The 18,018-nt window shown below is 64.5% G+C and carries 14 protein-coding genes; 5 read left to right on the top strand and 9 right to left on the bottom strand.

The window, feature by feature from the left end:
• Positions 1-82: 82 nt before the first annotated feature.
• The 8 genes from VSR72_RS24265 to VSR72_RS24230 form a co-directional block, all read right to left on the bottom strand.
• Positions 83-1,693 (bottom strand): EAL domain-containing protein, encoded by a 1,611-nt coding sequence (locus VSR72_RS24265; protein ID WP_342954885.1) that lies wholly within the window; start codon positions 1,691-1,693, stop codon positions 83-85.
• A 120-nt stretch (positions 1,694-1,813) separates the two neighbouring features.
• Positions 1,814-3,718, bottom strand: a complete 1,905-nt coding sequence (locus tag VSR72_RS24260; RefSeq protein WP_342954884.1) for a diguanylate cyclase — start codon at positions 3,716-3,718, stop codon at positions 1,814-1,816.
• 77 nt (positions 3,719-3,795) lie between these two features.
• Complete coding sequence (locus VSR72_RS24255) at positions 3,796-4,839, bottom strand: transporter (protein ID WP_342955010.1); 1,044 nt, start codon at positions 4,837-4,839, stop codon at positions 3,796-3,798.
• Positions 4,840-4,941: 102 nt separating this feature from the next.
• A complete protein-coding gene (locus tag VSR72_RS24250; RefSeq protein WP_342954883.1) occupies positions 4,942-6,195 on the bottom strand; it encodes a DUF1479 domain-containing protein in 1,254 nt (417 codons plus the stop codon).
• Positions 6,196-6,314: 119 nt separating this feature from the next.
• Complete coding sequence (locus tag VSR72_RS24245; protein WP_342954882.1) at positions 6,315-7,763, bottom strand: MdtP family multidrug efflux transporter outer membrane subunit; 1,449 nt, start codon at positions 7,761-7,763, stop codon at positions 6,315-6,317.
• Position 7,764: 1 nt separating this feature from the next.
• A complete protein-coding gene (locus VSR72_RS24240) occupies positions 7,765-9,882 on the bottom strand; it encodes an FUSC family protein (RefSeq protein ID WP_342954881.1) in 2,118 nt (705 codons plus the stop codon).
• 14 nt (positions 9,883-9,896) lie between these two features.
• On the bottom strand, positions 9,897-10,940 hold the full coding sequence (gene mdtN / locus VSR72_RS24235) for a multidrug transporter subunit MdtN (protein WP_342954880.1): 1,044 nt from the start codon (positions 10,938-10,940) through the stop codon (positions 9,897-9,899).
• A gap of 18 nt (positions 10,941-10,958) precedes the next feature.
• Entirely contained in the window at positions 10,959-11,294 is a 336-nt protein-coding gene (locus VSR72_RS24230; protein WP_342954879.1) for a YtcA family lipoprotein, read from the bottom strand.
• A 689-nt stretch (positions 11,295-11,983) separates the two neighbouring features.
• Between VSR72_RS24230 and VSR72_RS24225 the strand changes: the two genes are divergently transcribed.
• The 4 genes from VSR72_RS24225 (at position 11,984) to VSR72_RS24210 (ending at position 16,602) form a co-directional block, all read left to right on the top strand.
• Positions 11,984-14,041, top strand: a complete 2,058-nt coding sequence (locus VSR72_RS24225) for an alkyl sulfatase dimerization domain-containing protein (protein WP_342954878.1) — start codon at positions 11,984-11,986, stop codon at positions 14,039-14,041.
• 7 nt (positions 14,042-14,048) lie between these two features.
• A complete protein-coding gene (locus VSR72_RS24220) occupies positions 14,049-14,588 on the top strand; it encodes a hypothetical protein (protein WP_342954877.1) in 540 nt (179 codons plus the stop codon).
• Between the two features lie 224 nt (positions 14,589-14,812).
• Positions 14,813-15,202: a MarR family transcriptional regulator gene (locus VSR72_RS24215; protein ID WP_342954876.1), complete on the top strand. Its 390-nt coding sequence runs from the start codon at positions 14,813-14,815 to the stop codon at positions 15,200-15,202.
• Positions 15,199-16,602 (top strand): DHA2 family efflux MFS transporter permease subunit, encoded by a 1,404-nt coding sequence (locus tag VSR72_RS24210; protein WP_342954875.1) that lies wholly within the window; start codon positions 15,199-15,201, stop codon positions 16,600-16,602. The genes VSR72_RS24215 and VSR72_RS24210 overlap by 4 nt, the downstream gene beginning before the upstream one ends.
• An 8-nt stretch (positions 16,603-16,610) precedes the next feature.
• On the opposite strand, the gene VSR72_RS24205 is transcribed toward VSR72_RS24210, so the two are convergent.
• Entirely contained in the window at positions 16,611-17,702 is a 1,092-nt protein-coding gene (locus tag VSR72_RS24205; protein WP_342954874.1) for a PHB depolymerase family esterase, read from the bottom strand.
• Between VSR72_RS24205 and VSR72_RS24200 the strand changes: the two genes are divergently transcribed.
• A complete protein-coding gene (locus VSR72_RS24200) occupies positions 17,671-17,844 on the top strand; it encodes a hypothetical protein (RefSeq protein WP_342955019.1) in 174 nt (57 codons plus the stop codon). The genes VSR72_RS24205 and VSR72_RS24200 overlap by 32 nt on opposite strands.
• The last annotated feature ends 174 nt before the right edge of the window (positions 17,845-18,018 follow it).

Below are 18,018 nucleotides of genomic sequence, written 5' to 3'. Positions count from 1 at the left end.
GCACGCACGCGTTCGCAGAACCGATGTTTCGCGCTAAGCAAATCACGCCGGCGGGAATGCGCGGGCGCGCTTCGCTTGCGCCCTATGTGCCAGCCGTCATGTGCGGATTGGGCGACATGTGCGCCCCGTTCGCGCGATACCAGCGCATGAACGCATCGGACGGCATGGGCTTCGCGTAGAAGAAGCCCTGGATGTACGTCACGCCGCGCGCACACAGATAGTCGCGCTGCACCTGGGTTTCCACGCCCTCAGCCACGAGCTTCGCCCCAAGGCTATACGCAAGTTCGATGATGGCGTCTAGCACCGCCGCCTTCTTGCCCTCCGGATCGATCGTGAGCACGAATCCCCGATCGATCTTCAGGACATCGAATGGAAATTGCTCGAGATACGAGAGCGAACAATATCCCGTGCCAAAGTCGTCGATGGCGACGTTGACACCCTCGCGACGCAACGTCACCAGACTGTTGCGCGCCTGCCCGGTATTGCGAACCAGTGTGCGCTCGGTAATTTCGAGAGTGATCGCAGCGCCGCGCGGCGCCACCGCCGCGCGCAGCGCCTGCACGTCCCTCACGAGCTGGTCGCCCGACAGATGCTCAGGTGCGAAATTGACGCCAATGCGAAAGCCTGGCGCGACGTCCCACGTAGCGACGTCGCGCGCAATGAGCTTCAGCAGATGCTGCGTGAGCGGCACGATCACGCGCTCTTCTTCGGCATCCTGAATGAACTCGTCCGGACGGATCGTGCCGATGCCTGGCCGCACCCAGCGCAGCAACGCCTCCACACCCTCGCACCGCTCAGTTTCTACGCGGTAGAGGGGTTGGTACTCGACATGGAATTCGTTCGCGCGTATGCCTCGCAGCAATTGATCGCGGCGTGACTGGCCGCTTTGCTGCAAGCGGCGCACGAGCCAGACGAGCCACGCGGAGAAGGCGGCCGCCCACGGCATGTAGCGCAGCAAGAGGCCGCCCCAGGTTTCGAAAATGCGCTCCGGCCGCCCGTAAATCTTCAGGTCGATCGTGGAGCCCGACATGTGCTTTTGCACATCGGCCAGCAACGGTGAGCCGCGCACGTTCACGAGCGCCATGGCTTCGCGCAATACGGCGCCCTCACCCACTCTCAACTCGGCCTGGCGGAACACCGTGAGTGGCGCCGCGCCATGCAACAGGTCCAGCAGATACTGCACGTCGACCACGGCCACGACCGCGCGCCCCGCTTCGCCCGTTACGCCGACGAGCAGCGAGGGGCGGTTGCGCACCATCGGCGTGTCGCTGACGATCATGATCCATTCGGCGCCGGGGGCCGGCATAGATCCGTTGAGCAAGCCGTCGGCGGGAATCGCCTGTTGCGCGATCGCGGAAGAGCAGTCGATGCGTCCGCCATACAGGATGTTGAGCGTACGCACATAAGGCACCGTGGCGGCCTTGAGCGTGAGCTCCGGCGAGAGCGTCTCGCATGACTCGGCCGCGCGCGGCGCAAACGCGTGGGCTGCGCTTTGCGCCGTCTCGACGATCGAGACCACCTGCCCGACGATGAACGTGGAAGCCAGGTTCGCCTCGCGCCGCGCAATGCGTTCGGCCTCGTAACGCCCGAGCGCGACGCACAGCAGAATCGGGATCAGCGCCACGACCAGCAGCACGAGCAAACGCGAAACTCGCGAGCGGACTGCGCCGGGTTTGGGCGAGACTTCGGGCAAGGCGTCCTCCGCACCAGGGCCGCCACAGCCGGCGGCTACGGTATGACGCCAACATACACCAACGCGCTCGCAGCGGGCGCGTGCAGTGCCCGCGCGGACGTCAGCTAACGTGAGCGCGCGTCATGCACATTCGATGCGGTTACGTCCACCCTTTTTCGCGCGGTAGAGCGCGAAGTCGCTGCGCGTGAGCGCGGTTTCGGCGCTCATGTCGGTGGCATTCATGAGCGTGATGCCGATGCTCACCGTTAGCGCCACCACGTCGCCGACCACAGCGAGCGGTTGCTCGGCGAAACGTTCCTGAATTCGCCGCGCGACAGTATGTGCGCCTTCGAGGTCGGCGGGCGCGAGCAGGATCGCAAACTCCTCGCCGCCGATGCGGCCCGCCATGTCGCCCGCGCGCACCTGCGTGCGCAGGATCTCGGCGAAATGGCGCAACACGTCGTCGCCGACCGCGTGGCCCCAGCGGTCGTTGATCGACTTGAAGTGGTCGAGGTCGCACATCATCACGGCCGCGCCAGCGCCGCCGCGCCGCGCTTGTGCAAGCTGCGCCTCGACGCGCGCCATGAAGTGCCGGCGGTTGGCCAGACGCGTGAGGCCGTCGGTGCTAGCGAATTCCTTCAGCTCGGCTTCGATGCGCTTGCGCTCCGTCGCGTCCGTGATGAAGCCATGCCAGACCGTCGTGCCGTCGGCGAACCGCTGCGGCCTCGCATCGCCCTGGCGCCATCGCAGGCCCTGCTGCGGCAGCAGCACGCGAAACTCCAGGTGCCACGGCGTGAGATTCGCCGCGGAGTGCTCGAACGAGGCACGCCACGCGTCGAGGTCATCGGGATGAATCAGCGCATCGATGCACGCCGTGTCGTGCGCGGCCTGCTCGGGCGTGAGTTCGTAGATCTCCGAAATACCCGCGCTCGCATAGGAGAAGAACGCGCGGCCGCCTGGTAACTGGCGGCGCTGGAACACGAGACCCGGCACCTCGTTCGTGAGGTTCGTGATGAGCGCCGCGCTCTCGCGCAAACGCTCGGCCATCTCGCGCATCGAGGTGATGTCCGTGGTCGTGCCGATCATGCGCAGCGCGCGGCCATGCACGTCGCGGCTCATGACCTTGCCGCGGCTGCAGATCCACTTGTAGCGGCCGTCCTTGCAGCGAATGCGGTGCTCGACCTCGTAAGTGGGCGTGCGGCCTTCGAAATGCGCCTGCATTGCGGCCTTCACGTAATCGCGGTCGTCGGGATGCAGCCGCAGATAGCTGTCTTCGATGCGGCTCGTCAGCTCGTGCTCCGCGTAGCCGAGTATCGCCTTCCAGCCCACCGAATAGCGGATCTCGCCCGTCACCACGTCGCGGTCCCAGATGCCCGTGCCGCTGCCCGCAATGGCGTGCGCGAGCAGGCGTTCGTGCTCGCGCAGCGCTTCGAGTTCGGCATGCAGCGCGAGTCGGTCGACGGCGGGAACTTCGATGTCGCGGCTCGTGGCGAGCGTTGGCCGCGCGGCCAGCGCCGCCGCCACGCGCGCAAAGTCGCCGAGACTCGCGCACCCGGCGGCATCCAGCTCGCGCGGCGCGGGGTCGATCAGGCAGAGGCTGCCCACGTGCTCGCCCTGCGCGCCGTACAGGGGCCACGCCGCAACGAAACGAAGCGGCTTGCTTGCGTGTGCAAGCAGGTTGCGCCAGGCGGGATCTGCGGAAATATCGGGCACGATGAGCGGCTCTCGCGCCCCGCATTCGTGTGCCCGACGCGTCAGCACGCGCAGCGCTTCGTAGAGCGCTTCGTCCACGCCCGCATCGAGCCCGCGCACAGCGGGCGCCTCGCCGGGCACCACGCAGGCTGCCGCCACGCCGAAATGCGCCGCGACGAGCCGCAACAGGCCGTCGAGCAACGGGTCCGCCGTTGCGTGCCCGGCGGCGAGCGAAATCGCATGACCGTGCGAGCGCAACGGCTCTCCTGGTTCGGCGCCCTGCTCCTGCACCCCGGCAAACGCGGCTTCGCAGGGGGACGGCACGGCCTCGGGCGTCGGCGAGGGAACGGTCATGGCTTGCGCTCAAACAGAAAATTCGAGCGCCTAGTATATAGCGCGCGCGTTGTGGCCCAGCGGCGACTCCGCAGGCCTCAGGTGTCGCCGCGCCGGCGGAACACCCACCAGCCCAGCAGCGCCGTGAAGGTCGCGACCAGCACCACCATGAGCCAGAACCCGTGGCGGTTTTCCGCAAGCGGAATGCCGCCCACGTTCATGCCGAAGAAGCCCGCGACGATGTTGATCGGCAGCGCGAGGACGGTAACGAGCGTGAGCGTGAAAAGCGTGCGGTTGTTCTGCTCTTCGAGCCGCGCCGCAATTTCTTCCTGCAAGAGCTTGATGCGCTCGACGAGCCCGGCCATGTCGCCCAGCACGAGCGAGAACTCTTCGGTCGCCTCGCGCAGGTCCTGCATGTCGGGTGCCTGGAGCCAGCGCGGCGGGCGCGCGAGCAGACGGAAGATCGAGCCCGGCTCCGGCGCGAGCATGCGCTGCAGGCGCACCAGGATGCGCCGCATGGCCGCGAGATCATGGCGGCTCGCCGAGCGGCGCGAGGCGAGATACTGGTCCTCGGCGCGATCGACGTCGACGCTCGTGCGGCGCACGATCTCCACCATGAGGTCGGCCTGGTCGCGCATCAAGTGGATGAGCAGTTCGGCCGGCGAGCGAAACGTCTCGCCGTTGCGCACATAGCCGCGCAGACGGTCGATGGAGCGCAGCGGCTTCAGGCGCGCCGTGATGAGAATGCGCTCGTGCGTGTACGACCAGAGCGTAGCGATCTGCGAGGGCGTGAGCTCGAAATCGAACATCACGTCGTTGACCACGGCAAAGAGCCCGTTGTCCACGTGTTCGATGCGCGTGGAGTGCGAGCCTTCCACGAGCATCTCGAAGAAGGCGTCGGGCAGGTCGAGATGCGCGCGCATCCACGGTTGCGCCGCGGCGTGGGCGAGATTGAAGTGCAGCCAGTAAAACGTGTCGTCGTGCGCGGCTTGCGGCTCGCCGCTCTCATGCGTGCGCCGCAGCGCGTCGAGGACATCGTCGCACGTGACGGGCTGCCCAGGCTGACCGGGCGTGAAGCGAAAACCGCAAATGAGGCCCGAGAGGTCGGCGCCATACGTTGCGACGGACGAAGCGAAATCCATGGTCGTCATGGCCGGTTGATCGGCGCACAGCATGCCATACGCGTGCTTTTACAGGCAAGCACGCGAATCGATGCGCCGACACGCGCGGGTCATCTGCGTATGCTAGGCCGAGCCAGGCAAACCAAGTTGTGCGCGGCCGAGCGGCGTGAGATCGGCCACGCCCGCCCGGTCCGCGAGATCGGCTTCGATGTGCTCAGGGGGAAAATCAGGCGGACTGCGGCCTTCGAGAAAGCTCGGCAACTGGCGCTGCAAATAGTCGTCGTTCTTCGCGCATCCCGGTGTGGCCGGAATGTACATCACGTTGCTGTAGCCGCTGCCGCGGTGCTCGTCTTCCACGGAGTGAATCACGTCGCAGTGCCAGAACACGGTGTCGCCGGCCTGCATCTGCGGAATCGATGTCAGCGCATCGAACAGCGGCGCATGCCACTCGGGGACGATCGGCAGCCCTCGGCCGGGCTGCGCGCCGCACAGGTCGTCGTCGGCCACATCGTCCTGCAGCGCGCGCAGGAGCACGTACGCCATGGCGTTGGCGATGGGCACGATCTGCAGCGTGCCGTCGCCGGGCCCCTGCGGCGTGAGCGCGGTCCAGCCCTGGAAGGTGCGGAACATCGAAGAGGATATGCGCGAAGGGATCTCGCTCGCGTCCGTACGGTATGCGCCGTCGAACGGGTCGTAGCGCCTCCAGTCGCCCGAGAACACGTGACGATAGACCTGGCGGAAATTCTCGTCGACCCAGCGCTCGACCGCGCCGCCGTCGCAGTGCGGGGCGAGGCCCGGCGCCGCCGTTCCGGGCGGCCGGCGCCGCAGACGGTCGGCGTAGACGGGCACGACATCAGGATCGAAATGCACGCGCCCCTCGCTCTCGTGGCGCCACAGGCGGTTGAGGAAAACCCGCGCGGCGGTGAGTTCGGCGGACTCGCGCGCCTGCACCTGCGGGCGCGACCAGTAGAGGCCATAGATCAACGGGCGGCTCACATCCGGCGGGAGGGCATTGCGCTCGGCCGCGCGTTGGGCAGCACGCGCGTCGAGGTCGTTGCGCGCCACGTAATCGGCAATTTCGGCGTCCCAGCGTGCGGCCTGCTCCGGTTCGAACACGCCGCGGATCACACAGGCCCCGCGCGCTTTCACGAGCGCGATCGCCTCGGCGCTCACGCGCTGCGCCGCGATGTCGGCGAACGCGATCTCCGGAATGACGGCCTCGCCCGCCTCGCGCAACCGGGCAATGTGCCGCGCCTCCTCGCCTATGGCCTGCGCGACTTCCTCGAACACTTCGCGATAATTCGGCAGTTGCGCGCGCAACATGCGCTTGGTCTGCCGGATCGCGGCCGGGACATCGTCGATTTGAAGTGCCGCCATGCATGTCTCCATCGGGGTTGAATGCCGTCGTTTGATGGCAAGCATACGCTCCAATGGCGCGCAACTGGCACTAGTCGTGCCGCGTTTTTCGCATATTCAGCACACCTGGCGCGCCCAGGTCACGGCCCGGGCGCATCCGGCGCCTGATACCCGCCGCCCAGCGCCTTGGTCAGTTTGACGTCCTGCCCCAGTCGCTCGCTGTCGAGCATCAGCAGCGCGGTCTGCTCGGCAAGCAGTGGCAGGCGCGCCTGCTCGGCGCTCAGGCGGCTGCCCAGACCTCTTTGGTACACGGCGTCGGCCGCCTCCAGCGCGAAGCGGGCCGCTTCCACCTTTTCCACCTGCAGGCGCCGCTCCTCGTCGAGCGTTTGCAGACGGTTGCCGTTCACGGCCACGTCGCGTACGGCGTCGAGCACGGCCTGGTTGTACTGCTCGATCAGAATGTTGCTCGCAGCGCGCGCGCTGCCCAGATTCGCATTGAGACGCCCGCCGTCGAATATCGGCAGATAGAGGCCGGGAATCAGGTTGAACTGGGTGCTGGCCGCGCGAAAGAGCTTGCTGAGCTGGATGGAGTCGATGCCAAAGAAGGCCTTGATGTCGAGATTCGGATAGAACGCAGCCTTCGCGGCCTGCACTTCGCTCATCGACGCCTGAACGTACCAGCGCATGGCCTGGAGATCGGGGCGGCGCGCCAGCAGTTGGTATGAAAGCGCCGCGGGCAGGCTGTCCGCCGCCTCTGGCAGCACCACCGGCTGGATGTCCGGCAGCGCGCCGCCGACCATGGCGCGCAGCATCTCGCGCGTCTCCTTGATTTGACCCTGCGCCGCAGCGATCTGCCGATCGACCCCCAGCAATTCACCGCGAGCGCCACGTAACGGAACCCTGGCCTCGAGGCCGGTCGCGGCTTTGCCCTCGTGCGCCTCGACGGCGAAAGCGAAAACCTGTCGCGTTTGTTGCAGCAAATCGAGCAGCCGAAATGTTGCCTGCATGCTGAAGTAGAGCTGCGCGACTTCCGTTGAAATCGCCAGTTCGACGGCCGACTCTTCGGCAACGCGCGCATTGCGCGAGCCGATGGCCGCCTCGACGAGCGAGCGCTGGCGCCCCCAGATGTCGATCTTCAGCCCAGCGAAAAGGCCCATGGTGCCTTCCGTGTACCACGGACCGTCGAGACCCAGCTTCGGCGCATTCAATGCGTAAGGGCCGAGAAAACCGTTTGACGACGTGTACTGGCGGTTGATCATGCCGAGAGCCGACACCTGCAGGTTGGAACCGGCCTTGAGCAGATCGACCTGCGAACTCGATTGCGCCACGCGCAGCTGAGCGGCGGCAATCGTCGGCGAGTCCTTGAGCGCACGCTCGACCAAGGCGTCGAGTTGCGGGTCGCCATAGCGTTTCCACCATTGCGCATCGGGCCAGCCGTCGCGCGCGAGGTGGATGTCGCTCGCGAGCTGGATACGCTCCGGCGGCATCTGCGTATGAACCGGGGCGTCGCTGTGCATGAGCGCGCAACCCGACAAGAGACTCAGGACGCCAACGAGGCAAGCCGTGGCGAAGACGTGTTTCGTATGCATGTCAGCGTGTTTGTCGGGTAGTCCGTTGGGCGGCGGTGGTGGGATCGGCTGTGTCCCAGCCAGGCAGGTCCGCCGCATGCAGTGCTAGACGTTGCAGGTGCGCGAGCAGCGGCACGCCGGCCGCACCGGGAACTTGCATGGCGTGGCTGCGCAGTTGCGCCTGCTCGCGTGTGGGTGGCTCGCCCTCCTCTGCCACGCGTTCGGCGTAGCGCTCGAGCAGGCTGACGGTTTCGTCGCGCAGCCGCGCAGCGGTGGCCAGCGTGGACGCCATGGAGCCGATGGGCCGTTGCGACGGATCGAGGCCGTCGCGCGCCAGGCTATGGACGTGGTCCTGCGCCACCAGCAGGTCGCGGCTCACGGCGACAAGCCGCTCGGCCTGGCTCGCGCGCTGCGCGAACGCGCCGCGCTTGTACTGCGGCTCGTAGCGCACGCGCTCGATATCCAGGCTGCATGCGTTGAGCGCTGCCCAGCATTGCATGTGGCGTTTTGCGTAGGCGAGTTCCTGTTGCGGGTCTTCCCGGCCAGTGGGCGTGCGCACGAGCTCCGCGAGCGCGCGCACGAGCGAGGCGAGCTTTGCACGCGCGGCGCCTGCCTCGCTTTCCGGCCAGATGAACGCATAGACTAGCCAGCAGATGCCCACGCCAAGCACGATGCCGACCATGCGGTCGCGAATCTCAGTCAGGTCGGTGCTGGGGCCAAAGTGTTCGAGCAGCGCCAGCGCGAAGGTCGCGGCGCCCTGTGTGCCGAGGTACGAAAGACGTTCGGAACCCGCGGTAATCCACGCGCCGGCCGCGATAACGGGCAGCATGGCGAGCAGCAGGCCGAAGATGGTGTCGATGTGCGGCATGACGAACACGAACACTAGCAGCGCACTCAAACTTCCCAGCAAGGCGCCATAGAACCGCAGGGTCATCTGCCGCACGGAGGTTCCGAGCCCCGGCAGCGCCACCATCCCGCTCGTGATCAGAATGGTGTGGATGCCCGGCCATTGCAGCACGTTGAAGACGAAATATCCGGCAAGACCGCAGATCAGCACCTTCACCGCAAAGCGCACGTACGCGGGATTGGTGAAGACATCGGGCGGCAGCATCGCCGGCTTCGCCGGCTGCTGCGTGGGCACGGCAGCGCTGTCGAAATGATCCACTGCCTGCATGGTGCGGTAGAGATCGTCTGCCGGCGCGAGACCGGTGAGGCCAGCGCGCTCCTGCGCATCCGGCGTCCAGGCGAGCCGGAAAGACGACTGAGCCGCGATCGCTGCATCGAAAGCAAGCAACTGCTCGTGCAGCCGATGCAGCGCGCGCCGAAGCGCGGGCGCCTCCCCGTGCAGTGCGGACGGCAACGTGTTGCAGAGATGCTGCGCATGCAAGACGGCGGCGAGGCAACACAGCCGATACTGCTGGCGCTGGGGGTCTTTCGCGTCGCTCATGTTGGCGAAAGCGGCGAAGCCCTGCAGCGCGGCAGACTGACGTTGCAGTTCGGCCGCGGACAACATTGGCGCGACGGCCCCGCCCGCGGCCAGCGCGCGCAGACGTTCTGCGGCGTGCGTGAGCTGGCGATGCGCTTCAGCCTGAAACTGGCGCACCGGATGTGTCGACGCGAAGAGCGTATTCACGATCAGCGCAATCACACTGCCATAGGTGATGGCCAGCACGGCCCACAACACCTGACGCACCAGATAATCGGCCTGGCCCGTCAGGTCGACGAACGACTGCGTGTAGAGGATGACGAGCGCCGGGCCGAGCATGACGAGTCCGACCTTCGAGACTCGTACGCAAAACATGAAGCAGAAAAACAGCACGCTGGACGCGACAATACGCAACACCGTGTAGTCGTAGGTCAAATTCAGCAGCAAAACCAATACGCTGACTGCAATGAGGTCGGCAATCGTCAGGATGACGAAGATAATGCGCGTGAGGACTATGTTGGCCTGCGCCGTAAAGAAGATCGCGACCAGCGACATGACCATGGAAGGAATCTGGAACGTCTCGCCGATCACGATGGCGATGGCAGACGCGAGTGTCAGGCGCAGCACGAACTGAGCGCGTCCGGGAAACGGCGCCAGTTCGGCGGCGAACCAGTGGAGCGTGTTCGTCAGGCGTTGCGCGACGGAATCGTTCATGGGCGAGGTCCCGCTCAGCGCGCCGACACGGCGGCGGGTCCGAGCTTGACCACGGCCGAAGCGCCCACACGGAACAACGCCGGATCTGGCCGCTCGACGCGAATCTTCACGGGAAAGCGCTGCGCCACGCGCACCCAGTTCAAGCTGCGCTGCACACGGGGCAAGCCCTCGAGCACGAGGCCGCCGTCGTCCGGCAGCACACCATAGCCGATGGAGTCGACGCGCCCGCCAAATGTCTGCCCGGTGTCCGACATCAAAATGACCTTCGCAGGCGTACCCGCGCGAACGTTCTTCAGTTCCGTTTCGCGAAAGTTCGCGACGACGTACCACGTGCGCGTGTCGATGAGCGTGAACACGGGCTTGAGCGGCGAAGCGAACTGCCCGGTCGTCGTCTTCAGCGATACGACGCGGCCGTCGAAAGGCGCGCGCACCGTCGCCATGTCCTTGCGGTACTCGGCGAGCGCGATCTCGGCGCGCACCACGGCGCGCTGCGCGACCAGCGCGTCGACGCCGGTCACCGCAGCCGACGCCTGCTGGGCCTGCAGCCGCGCCGCCTCCAGTTCCGCCTCGGCCGCGCGCTGGGCCGTGCGCGCGCGGTCAACGTCCTCGGCAGAAACGTAGCCTTTCGCGAGCAGCGGCTCGGTGCGCTTGAGCGTCTGGATGGATTGCGCGGACGCTGCGCGCGCGCGTTCGACAGCCGCATGGGCGGAGTCGGCGCCGTATTGCTGCGCCTTGACGGTGCGCTCCATCAGCGTGATCTGGCTGTCGAGCGCCGCGAGCGCGGCATTGGCGCGAGCCAGTTCGTCGTCGAAGGGGCGCGGATCGAGCACGAACAACACGTCGCCGCGCTTGACCGCCTGGTTGTCGCGCACGGCCATGTCGACGATGCGTCCGTTCACTTCGGAAACCACATCGATCGAATCCGCATACGCGTAGGCGTCGTCGGTGCGCGGCGAAGTATCGACTCGCCAGAGCACGTAGCCAAGGACGAGGAGCGCCACCAGAACCAGCACGGCCGGGACGATCTTGCTGGATTTTTGATTCGGCATGCCAGGCATGAAGCCGCTCCGTCAAAGTCAGGAATTAAAGATGAGTAGCCAGATCAGCAGGGAAATGAGCAACAGCAGCGCGGGATACGCAATGACCGGCGGCCCGAGCGCGCGCTCGTATTTCAGGCGCCCAAGCACGGCCCGGACGACCAGCGTCGTTGCCAGTGCGCCCAGCACACAGAACATCCAGTCCGGAAAAAAAGCGCCCAGCACGCTAATGGACGGCGACGCCGAACACCCGGCTAGCGCCGCCGCAACGAGGCACGACAGCGCTCGTGCGCAGCGGCCCCGCATCCGGGGTGGCGGCTCGGGATGCCTGAGCGCGCGATGCTCATGAATTCGTTCGCAGCGTTGATCGTTCATATGCGTCTTCGTTGTGTACATGTCGCCACGGCTTCCGTATTGATGGAATCGACTGCGTCGCGAACACGTGGTCTTCTGCTGGCCAATCGGTTGTGCCGGGAACTTTACCGGGATCAATCGAATCGGCCGTTTCTAACGTTTCATAATTGGATGGCAAACAAATCTCTCGCAAAATAGGAATGATCCTATTCTCGAAGGCGATGAATTCACGCTAACGACGCGGCGATTTTTTCATTTCACGACGCTATTTTTTTATTTAACTTGATGAATCGCATACCTCCGATAAGCGATATATCAACCACACATCAATCCGACTGAATTAGAATGAAAATAACCGCAGGAGCACCCCATGCAAGATATCACAAGCAAGCTCAGCAAACGCCATGACACGAATTCAATTGATATCGAGGTTTATTTTCATTTACTGAAAAGTATTTTTCATCGACTTAAAAAATTAGCATTCCAATTTATCAACTCCGCACGAGACAGGACCGGGCAAATTCGAAAGACAAACTATTGACTTGCATTACCACATCAGAAATTCCAACTCATTCATTAATCATTCTTTCCGACTCGTCGAGACAAGGCACATACCGCGTTCTTCGGAACCCGTATGGCTGGCCTGCGCGTTCTGGACGTTCGCGGGAATGTGTTGCAACTGGCAAAAGCAATAACCTGGAGAATCTTTCATGACCGACAATAAAGATCGCGAGAATCCCGGCACACGCCGCACTTTCCTGAAGAACGTCGCCGTAGCCGGCGTGGCGACGGGTCTGGGATCCGCAATGGGCGAGGGCTTCGCGGCGCAAACCGGAACGACTGCGGCGCCCACCGGCGTCGCGCCCAAGCCGCCCACCCGCGCCACGCTCGACGCCAATGCGGCCTACGCCAACTTCCTTTCCTTCGCCGACACACAGGATTTCGAAGACGCAAGCCGCGGCCTCGTCGCGAAGCTTCCCGACCCGGTGAGGATTCCGGGTCCCAAGGGCGTCGACGCGTGGAATCTCGGCCAGTTCGCATTCGTTGCCGGCGGTCCGAAAAACAACGCGCCGAACACCGTGAACCCCAGCCTCTGGCGCAACGCCAAGCTCAACATGAATCACGGCCTGTTCAAGGTCACCGATGGCATCTGGCAGGTGCGCGGCTATGACCTGTCGGTCATGAGCATCATCCGCGGAGACAAAGGCTTTATCGTCGTCGACCCGTTCGTCACGATCGAGATCTCGTCGTACGTGTGGAAGAACCTGGTCATACCGCATCTCGGCGACCACCCCGTTACCCATGTGATCTACACGCATAGCCATGCGGACCACTACGGCGGGGTTCGCGGCATCGTGAGCGACGACGACCTGAAGTCAGGCAAGGTCAAGGTCGTCGCGCCGGCTGGCTTCGTCGAAGCGGCGGTCAGCGAAAACATCATCGCCGGCAACGCCATGGGCCGCCGCGCGCTTTACATGTATGGCATCCAGTTGCCGCGCAACGCGGTGGGCCTGGTGGATGCCGGCCTCGGCAAGACCGGCTCCATCGGCACGATGACGCTCGCGGTACCCGCTGAATACGCGGAAAAGACCGGCCAGAAAATGATGCTCGACGGCGTCGAACTCGTTGTGCTGATGGCGCCGGAATCCGAGGCCCCTGCGGAATTCATGTTCTATTTGCCGAAATATAAGGCGTTCTGCGCGGCCGAGGACGCGACGCATACGCAGCACAATCTCTACACACTGCGCGGCGCCAAGGTGCGTGACGCCTTGCTCTGGTCGAAGTATCTGCAAACGGCGCTCGACATGTTCGGCGACGACGTGCAGGTTCTGTTCGCGTCGCACTACTGGCCGACCTGGGGCAACGAGCGCATCGTGCCGTTTCTGCGTATTCAGCGTGACATGTACCGCTATCTGCACGATCAGACCATGCGCCTCGCGAACAGCGGCTATACACCGCGCGAAATCGGCGAGATGCTCCATCTGCCCGACAGCCTTGCGAAGCACTGGTTCTGTCGCGGCTATTACGGCGCCACGTACCACAACGTGGTCGCACAGTACAACCTGCGTCTCGGCTTTTTCGACGGTGTACCAGCGAATCTCCACTGTCTGCCGCCCGTTGAGGCAGGCAAACGCTACGTCGACTTTATGGGCGGCTCCGGCGCCGTGCTCAAGAAGGCACAGGCGTCGTACGACAAGGGCGACTACCGTTGGGTAGCCGAGGTCGTCAATCACGTCGTGTTTGCCGAGCCGGACAACGTCGCGGCAAAGCATCTGCTGGCCGATACCTATGAGCAACTCGGTTACCAGTCCGAGTCGGCGAGCTGGCGTAACATATACTTGTCCGGCGCAATGGAACTGCGCAATGGTGTTCAAAAGGGCGCGGCGTCCACACCGCAAAGCCCGGACGTGATCCGCGCAATGCCGCTCGACATGTTCCTCGACTACCTCGGCGTTCGCCTCGACGCGAAGAAAGCGGCCGGCAAGTCGGTGTCGTTCAACCTAGTGCTCACGGACACGGACGACAAGTACGTCGTCGGCGTCGACAATTGCGCGCTGTACTACTCGAAGGGCCGCACCTCCAAAACCGCCGACGCTTCGCTGACCATGAGCCGCCATGATCTGAACAACATCATGCTTGGCGACGCCACGATGCATAGCCTTGTCATTGCAGGCAAGGCGAAGGTCGACGGCAACAGCCAGAAGCTCGGCGAGTTCGTGACCTGGCTCGACAGCTTCGAACTGTTCTTCAACATCGTGACGCCCTGACCCTGCCATGTGCGCTATTTGCAACTTCAAGATCGAGTTCGGAATCGGTCACCCGTTGGCGTTGTGCGTCGCAACTGCCACGCGCAGCGCGATCGACAGCGGGCTCCTCATCGAGGACAAAACGGAAGGCGTGCTGGCCACCGCGCGCCAGCGGCTAGCAGCGATCGAAACGCTCAAGGTGTTTCAGGACAGGCTCGAAACCACGGTCGCGATCGAGGAGTTGCTGGAACTCCCCGACTTCTACGTCTTGCTGATCGAAGGCGAGACGTGGGGATTCTTCCACGCAACGCCGGAAGGTTTCGATCCCGACATCGTGCCGGACATGCCCGACATCACCACGGAAGATGTCGAGAAGCGCAGCATCGTGCTCGTCATGGCCAACGTCACGCTAAAGGCCCTGCTGGCAGGCAGTCCTGGCTTGCGGCAGGCGATCGACGACAACCTCGTCGTGATCGACGCGCCGGCGCACTACAGCGAGAAACTGCGCGCGGCGCTCGGGAAATCGCTCGACCTGGGCGAAAACCGCGTTACGGCAGCGTCGAACTGAACACGGTTGTTGCTTGATTCTTGCTTGATTTCTTCGAAGGGGACCGGTTGCGTTTGCCGGTCTCCTTTTTGCTTGCGCACTTCCCTTCGCTCGCCCCGCATCCAATTTTTCAACAGGTAAACTTGCAAGTTTAGCTGTTCATCTTCATCATGAAAGACATGCCCCCCCGATCCACCTGGAAAGACATGTCTGCCAAAAGCGCTGAACCCGCCGTCATCGACTTCATGCAGGCGATCGGCATGCTCGTGCGGCGCACGCGCAACGAATCCTATGCAGGCGCCCTTTCGATGACGGAGTCCTTCGTCATGTCGCGGCTGGCCAAGGACGGTCCCGCCACGATTGCCGCACTTGCGCGCGCCGAAGGCATGCGTCCCCAGTCGATGGGCGCCACCATCGCGGCGCTGGAGGAGATGGCTCTCGTCAAGCGAACGCCGCACGCGACGGACGGCCGTCAGTTACTCATCGAGCTGACGGAGAAAGGCACGCGGCTACGCAAGAAAACGCGCGACGCGAAGCAACTTTGGCTTTCGCAAGCCATCGCGGAGCTCAACGAAAACGAGCGCACCACGCTTTTCAAGGCAGGCGCGATCATCAGAAGGCTGGCTGAACAATGAGCGGGACGCGCGAGAGCACCGGTCCCGCCAGCCGGATTCCCCCCTCCGTCTGGAAGGTCGCCGCCGTCGTTTCCATCGGCTCGTTCATGGCGCAGATGGACTCGACGCTCGTGAACGTCTCCCTCTCGGCCATCGGCCAGGCGCTCCACTCGCCCGTTGCCACGACGCAGTGGATCATGAGCGGCTACCTGCTGGCCATGGCGCTCATGCTGCCGCTCAACGGCTGGCTCGTGGACCGCGTGGGGGCGAAGCGGCTCTATCTCTTCGCTTTCTCGACCTTCACACTTGCCTCGGTGCTGTGCGGCGCGGCGCAAACCATGGGGGAATTGATCGGCGCACGCATCGTCCAGGGTCTGGTTGCCGGGCTGCTCGCGCCCATGGCGCAGATGATGATCGGGCGCGTCGCGGGCAAGAACATGGAGCGCGTGATGGGCTATGCAGCGCTGCCCATCCTGCTCGGGCCAATTCTCGGCCCGGTGCTCGCCGGCGCCGTGCTGGCGCATGCGGCCTGGCCCTGGCTCTTTTTGATCAACGTGCCGGTCGGCATACTCGGCGTCACGCTCGCCGCGCGTTTGCTCGCGCCCGACGGCGGTCAGCCGCAAAAGCGCCGCTTCGATTTCGCGGGCTTTGCGTTGATCTCGCCTGGGCTCGCCGCGCTCGTCTATGGATTCCAGAGCGCCATGCACGCCGAAGGCGCTGCGCTTCTGCTCGTAGGCGCCGGGCTGCTCGCGGGATTCGTGTGGCACTCGATACACCGCCCAACGTCAGCGCTGATCGACGTGCGCCTCTTTGCGGACCGTAGGTTTGCGGTTCCCGCCATCACGCAATTTTTCGCCAACGGCATCATGTACGGGCGGCAGCTTGCCGTTCCGCTCTACCTGATAGCGGGCTGCGGTTTGAGCGCAGCGCATGCGGGCTGGCTCCTGGCGGCGACGGGTGCAGGCATGATGGGCTCGTTCGCCTGCATGGGCTTTCTCACTGAGCGACTGGGCTGCCGCGCGCTCGCGGCAGGCGGGGCGCTGCTGGCGCTATGCGCCACGCTCCCGTTCCTGTGGATGACGGGTCACGTGTTTTCCACGGGCCTCGCGTTGGTCAGCCTGTTTCTCGCAGGCGTGGGTCAGGGAACCATTAGCATTCCTTCCATTTCGGCCGCGTATGCTCCGCTGCCGAAAGCACGGCTTGCCGTGGCGAACACTGCATTGAACATCGCGCAAAGAATTGGCGGACCGGTCGCGACAACGCTCGTCTCCATCGCCGTTTCCCTGGCAATACCAAGTTCTTCGGCTGGCGATCCGCAGCAATTCCTGCTGGCGTTCGCGGCGCTCTGCGGCCTGCATCTGCTGTGCTTCGCCGCGGCCATGCTGCTTCCGGTGAGAGTCCGACGCGCCAACGAGGGCTGAAGCCACGCTCACGCCACGTCGCCTTCCGCACTTCGACGCTGCCGCCGAAAGAACTGCCACATCATCGACATCGCATCGGGGCCGCGATCCGAGTGAAACGGTTCGCGCGCGTCACCGCCGCTCCATGCATGCCCGAGCCCGCGAACGAGACACACCCTCACAACGAGCCTGCCGGACTTTACATAGTCGGTGTACGCCACCGCGTCGCGGTTATAGGTGCGAATCTCGCCAACGCGCAATTCGCCCTGTGCGTCGAGCAGCCGGTTGACTCGCGCGAACTGCATGCCGAGTTGCACGGCGTTGCGCCTCGCCACGACCGCGTCGATTTCGCCTTGCACGATGAAGGTGGGCATACCGGGATGGGCGGCGACGTCGACGGCGGCATCGACGAGACGCACCGGATCTTCGCGGCTGCCGTGGTGCATGACGTTCATCGCGCTCATCGTGGAATTGGCCGCACCGAATACCGGCCCCGAGTGCAGGCCTACGGCGGCGAATCGCCACGGATAACGCATGGCGAGCACGGACGCGAGACCCGCCCCCGCCGAGATGCCCGCCAGGCAGACGCGCTCGCGATCGAATCCGTGCTCGCGCACGATGGCATCGACGAGCGAGGCGATGCCTGGCGCCTCCGACTGCGCGTGGTCGCCGTGCCAGTGCCAGCATCGCTGTGCGTGCGCCGTTTTCGCCTGCTCGGGAAGCAGGACGGCGAACCCTGAGCGATCCGCCAGCCGGCAAACCCGCGTGCCCGCGGCAAACGACTCCGCTGTCTGCTTGCAGCCGTGCAGCATGACCACGAGCGGCATGCCCGCGTTACTCGCAGCACCGGCGGGCAGATAGAGCGCATAGGCGAGATGGTTGACGAGATGCCCGGCTCTGGGCGGCGCGGAGTGATAAGAGCGGATCCACGTGCCGCCCGTGCCCACCGGTTGCGCACGGCCCACATGCGCTTTTCCGGCGCTCCTCACCGGTTTGGTCGCCGGCGCGGTCTTTGCGGACACCGCTTTGCGCGCGGCGGGCTTCTTCTTCGGTCGCGGGACGCTCATGCGGGTGAGCAGTTCGAGACCTTTGAACCAGACGCTGGTCTTTTTCCTGGGCATGAGCAAGGGCGACAGAGCGTTTTGTTCACGTCACGCCAGGAGCGACGCGGCGGACAGCGCAACTACAGCAATCGAGCCGCTGCAGTTCGACAATGATAGCGACCATCATAGCGGCCCTGACCTCGCGCTGAATTTTGCGTGACCGCACTGTGCGCACGCCGCTGACGGCGCCGGGCGCACAAGTGCCGCGGCGCTATAATTTCAGCGCCCGTTGCCGCGCGGCCCATTCGAAGACCGGTAAAAGACAGACTCATTCGAACTGGAACCGGAAAGAACAGCCGCACATGACAATAGCCGAGCGATTCGGCATCACACG

Origin of the sequence: Paraburkholderia sp. JHI869, assembly GCF_038900775.1 — a bacterium.
In the GTDB taxonomy this organism is placed as follows: domain Bacteria; phylum Pseudomonadota; class Gammaproteobacteria; order Burkholderiales; family Burkholderiaceae; genus Paraburkholderia.
The sequence above is the reverse complement of the archived record's forward strand: the minus strand, read 5'-3'. Positions and strand labels throughout refer to the sequence as shown.

Excerpts from the sequence above, each read along its gene's own strand:
- VSR72_RS24255 (WP_342955010.1), bottom strand. The coding sequence starts at position 4,839 with ATGGATTTCGCTTCGTCCGTCGCAACGTATGGCGCCGACCTCTCGGGC.
- VSR72_RS24245 (WP_342954882.1), bottom strand. The coding sequence starts at position 7,763 with ATGCATACGAAACACGTCTTCGCCACGGCTTGCCTCGTTGGCGTCCTG.
- VSR72_RS24215 (WP_342954876.1), top strand. The coding sequence starts at position 14,813 with ATGCAGGCGATCGGCATGCTCGTGCGGCGCACGCGCAACGAATCCTAT.
- VSR72_RS24220 (WP_342954877.1), top strand. The coding sequence starts at position 14,049 with ATGTGCGCTATTTGCAACTTCAAGATCGAGTTCGGAATCGGTCACCCG.
- VSR72_RS24205 (WP_342954874.1), bottom strand. The coding sequence starts at position 17,702 with ATGCCCAGGAAAAAGACCAGCGTCTGGTTCAAAGGTCTCGAACTGCTC.
- VSR72_RS24210 (WP_342954875.1), top strand. The coding sequence starts at position 15,199 with ATGAGCGGGACGCGCGAGAGCACCGGTCCCGCCAGCCGGATTCCCCCC.
- VSR72_RS24240 (WP_342954881.1), bottom strand. The coding sequence starts at position 9,882 with ATGAACGATTCCGTCGCGCAACGCCTGACGAACACGCTCCACTGGTTC.
- VSR72_RS24250 (WP_342954883.1), bottom strand. The coding sequence starts at position 6,195 with ATGGCGGCACTTCAAATCGACGATGTCCCGGCCGCGATCCGGCAGACC.
- VSR72_RS24225 (WP_342954878.1), top strand. The coding sequence starts at position 11,984 with ATGACCGACAATAAAGATCGCGAGAATCCCGGCACACGCCGCACTTTC.
- mdtN (WP_342954880.1), bottom strand. The coding sequence starts at position 10,940 with ATGCCTGGCATGCCGAATCAAAAATCCAGCAAGATCGTCCCGGCCGTG.
- VSR72_RS24260 (WP_342954884.1), bottom strand. The coding sequence starts at position 3,718 with ATGACCGTTCCCTCGCCGACGCCCGAGGCCGTGCCGTCCCCCTGCGAA.
- VSR72_RS24230 (WP_342954879.1), bottom strand. The coding sequence starts at position 11,294 with ATGAACGATCAACGCTGCGAACGAATTCATGAGCATCGCGCGCTCAGG.